The following is a 1,350-nucleotide window of genomic DNA, read 5'->3' on the forward strand; positions in this document are numbered from 1 at the left end:
CGCATCAGATGCTGACAAGAAAGCATTAGACGATGCATTAGCAAACGGAGAAGCAGTTAAGAATAATCCAAATGCAACACAAACTCAAGTAGATGCCGCTCAAAAAGCAATCGAAGATGCAATCAAGAACATCAACGATAAAGCAAACCAAGCATCAGCCAACCAACAGACGTTCAAGTAACAAAGAACGCAGAAGGAAAGACAGCTGTAACAGGTAAGGCACCAGCAGGATCAACAGTTGAAGTTAAAGACAAAGACGGTAACGTAATTGGAACAACAACAGCTGACGACAACGGAAACTTCACAGTCGAAGTACCAGCTGATAAGACAGCAGACTTAGTGGTAACAGCGCAAGAACCAGGCAAGAAGGCAAGTGAAACAGTAAACACTGTAGACAAGACAGGTTTAGAAAACTCAATTGCCGAAGGTACTAAGCTTTCATCAGATAACCAAGTAACATTAGAAAATGGTACAAAAGTAGGTATCGCACCATCAGATAAAGCAGTATTAGATGAAGCTCTTAACGCTGGTAAAGATACAGATGGTGACACAACTGCTACACAATCAGATATTGATGCTGATAAGAAAGCAATTGATGATGCTATTAAGAATATTCTTGATAAGGCAAAACAAGCAACAAGTATTCAAGCTAAAAATGAAGGTAACAAGATTTCTGGTAAGGCAGCTGCAGGTGCCAAAGTAACAATTACTGATAAGAATGGTAATGTTTTAGGTACAGCAGTAGCTGATGAAAACGGAATGTTCACAGTTGAATTACCTTCTGCAGATTTAGCAAATCAAGAATTAACAGTAATTGCTCAAGAAGAAGGCAAACAACCAGTTTCAACTACAATTAAGAATAACGTTGTAGATAAGGATCAATTGCAAGCAGCTGTTGAAAAAGCACCAGCAGTTCGTGCTTCAAACATGTTTGCTTTTGCTTCAGCAAGTGCTCAAAAGGCATACAACGATGCAGTTGCAGCAGGACAAAAAGTTCTTAATGATGAAAATGCAACACAAGCTCAAGTTGACGAAGCAGTAAAAGCAATTAATGCTGCATTAAATGGTTTAGCAACTTCATCAATTAGCAATGGTTATGCTCCAAGTGTCGATGCAAAATCAACTAATGGAAATACAACAAGCTTTGGTTGGAAATTTATTAATGGTCAATGGTCATTAGTAGAAGTGGATGCCAATGGAAATGTTGTTCGTGTTCTTGCTAATGATAAGAAGAATACTTTACCACAAACAGGTGAAACTGATGAAAATACTTCAATTATTGGAGCAGCTCTAGTAGCAGCAGGTTCAATGTTTGGATTAGGTATGGCAGCACGCAAACGTAAAGAAAAA

Annotated in this window: 2 protein-coding genes and 1 pseudogene; all 3 read left to right on the forward strand. The window is 38.4% G+C overall.

Features of this window, described 5'->3' with window-relative positions; translation table 11 throughout:
* A partial coding sequence (locus JCM14209_RS10145; protein ID WP_035520355.1) for a hypothetical protein occupies positions 1-181 on the forward strand: 181 nt, incomplete at its 5' end.
* Positions 154-330, forward strand: a pseudogene (locus tag JCM14209_RS10555) (Ig-like domain-containing protein); the annotation flags it as partial. The gene JCM14209_RS10145 and the pseudogene JCM14209_RS10555, both read left to right, overlap by 28 nt.
* A 9-nt stretch (positions 331-339) precedes the next feature.
* Positions 340-1,350 (forward strand): Ig-like domain-containing protein (locus tag JCM14209_RS08575; protein WP_025023035.1); only part of this gene is annotated, 1,011 nt, incomplete at its 3' end.

The sequence above is a fragment of the Ligilactobacillus hayakitensis DSM 18933 = JCM 14209 genome, from assembly GCF_000615845.1.
GTDB classification, from domain to species: domain Bacteria; phylum Bacillota; class Bacilli; order Lactobacillales; family Lactobacillaceae; genus Ligilactobacillus; species Ligilactobacillus hayakitensis.